Genomic DNA, 1,981 nt, shown 5'->3' with positions numbered 1-1,981 from the left:
GGGGGCGCGCCTTTCTTGACCCGGTCGAAGAACGCTCCGAACGCCTTGTCCAGACGCCGCAGCGTGGCCTGCTGGGAGGAAAACGACCAGCGCGCCTGATCGGCTCCCGATTCCCCCGTCGCCTGAAGGCGACGGTCCCCTCGGGAGGACCGGATGGCGGCTCACTTCGGGTTTGACGGCTTTTCGGTATCGCTACGGATGCCGCTACGGATGTTCAACCCGAGGCGGCGGTCCTAGCGTTTCCGGCAGATCGCCCAATTGGCCCGATCTCCCGTAATTCCTTCATTTCTCTCATCACCCCCCGATCCCACCGTGTCCGCCGTCTCGGGCGACCCCCGGCGGCGCGACCGCCGCCGCCCGGCCCGCCGGTGCCGCGACGTGGGATGCAGAGAAAGGAAAACCCCCGCATGAGGCGCAGAGCCCTGCTGGCGGCGGCCGCCGGCATCGCCGCGGTCGCCGTGATGGCGCCCACCACCCCCGCGTCCGCCAAGCCGCCGGGCGCCACCGGCGCCGAGCGCGTCGCCGCCGACCCGCGGGCGTCCGCGGCCACCGCGGCCGACCGTGCCGTCGCCAGCGGCCTGGACGAGCTGCGCGTCAGCCCGGACGAGGCCTACCAGCGCACCGCCGTCACCCCCACCGGCGGCCTCTACTCGGTCACCTACCAGCGCTCCTACAAGGGCCTGCCGGTGGTCGGCGGCGACGCGGTCGTGATCGCCGACGGCCTCGGCCGGGTCCGTGACACCGCGGCCGCCGCCGGCGCGGTGCGGGGGGTGCCGACCACGGCCGAGGTGAGCGCGGACACCGCGCTGGAGACCGCCAAGGGCCGGCTGTCGCGGGTGGACGACAGCCGCGCCCCCCGCCTGGTCGTGCTGGCCTGGGGCGAGCGGCCGGTCCTGGCCTGGGAGGCGACCGTCTCCGGCCTCGCCGACGGCCGGCCCAGCATCCAGCACGTCTTCGTGGACGCGCGCACCGGCGAGGTCGCCGACGCCTACGACGACGTCAAGGCGGGCACCGGCACCGGGTACTACTACGGGTCGGTCACCATCAACACCAGCGGCTCGGGCAGCTCGTACTCGATGACCGACGGTACCCGCAGCGGCATCCGGTGCGGCGGGCAGAACGGCTCCGCCTACACCGGCACCGACGACGCCTGGGGCACCGGCTCGGGCACCAACCTGGAGACCGCCTGCGTGGACGGCCTGTACGGCGTGCAGCGCGAGTGGGACATGCTGCGCGACTGGCTCGGCCGCAACGGCATCAACGGCAACGGCGGCGGCTTCCCGATGCGGGTCGGTCTGGCCGACGTGAACGCCTACTGGAACGGCAGCTACACCAACTTCGGCCACTCCCAGGACAACCAGCGCCAGGCCACCCCGATCGACGTGGTCGCGCACGAGTTCGGCCACGCCATCTTCCAGACCACGCCGGGCGGCGCGGGATCGGGCAACGAGAACGGCGGCATCAACGAGGCCACCGGCGACGTGTTCGGCGCGCTCACCGAGGCCTACGCCAACAACCCCAACGACCCGCCGGACTACCAGGTGGGCGAGGAGGTGAACCTGGTCGGCGACGGGCCGATCCGGTACATGTACAACCCGTCGCTGGCCGGCGACCCGAACTGCTGGTCGTCCTCGATCCCGAGCACCGAGGTGCACGCGGCGGCCGGGCCGCTGAACCACTGGTTCTACCTGCTGGCCGAGGGCTCCGCGCCCGGCGGCGGCAAGCCGAACAGCCCGATCTGCTCCGGCGGCCCCTCCTCGGTGAGCGGCATCGGCATCCAGAAGGCCGGCAAGATCTACATGGGTGCGCTGGCCCGCAAGACCTCCAGCTGGCGGTACGCCGGCGTCCGGTCGGCGTCGCTGGCGGCCGCGGTGGAGCTGTACGGCGCGAGCAGCGCCGAGTGCGCGGCCACCAAGGCGGCGTGGAACGCGGTGAGCGTCCCGGTGCAGTCCGGTGAGCCCACCTGCTCCTCCTCGGCCAA

1 protein-coding gene is annotated in these 1,981 nt (G+C 72.8%); it reads left to right on the top strand.

Features of this window, described 5'->3' with window-relative positions; genetic code table 11:
* Positions 1-407: 407 nt before the first annotated feature.
* On the top strand, positions 408-1,981 hold a 1,574-nt coding region (locus Sru01_RS29220; RefSeq protein WP_203992274.1), incomplete at its 3' end, for a M4 family metallopeptidase.

The organism is Sphaerisporangium rufum, assembly GCF_016863395.1.
Lineage (GTDB): Bacteria > Actinomycetota > Actinomycetes > Streptosporangiales > Streptosporangiaceae > Sphaerisporangium > Sphaerisporangium rufum.
The sequence above is the reverse complement of the archived record's forward strand: the minus strand, read 5'-3'. Positions and strand labels throughout refer to the sequence as shown.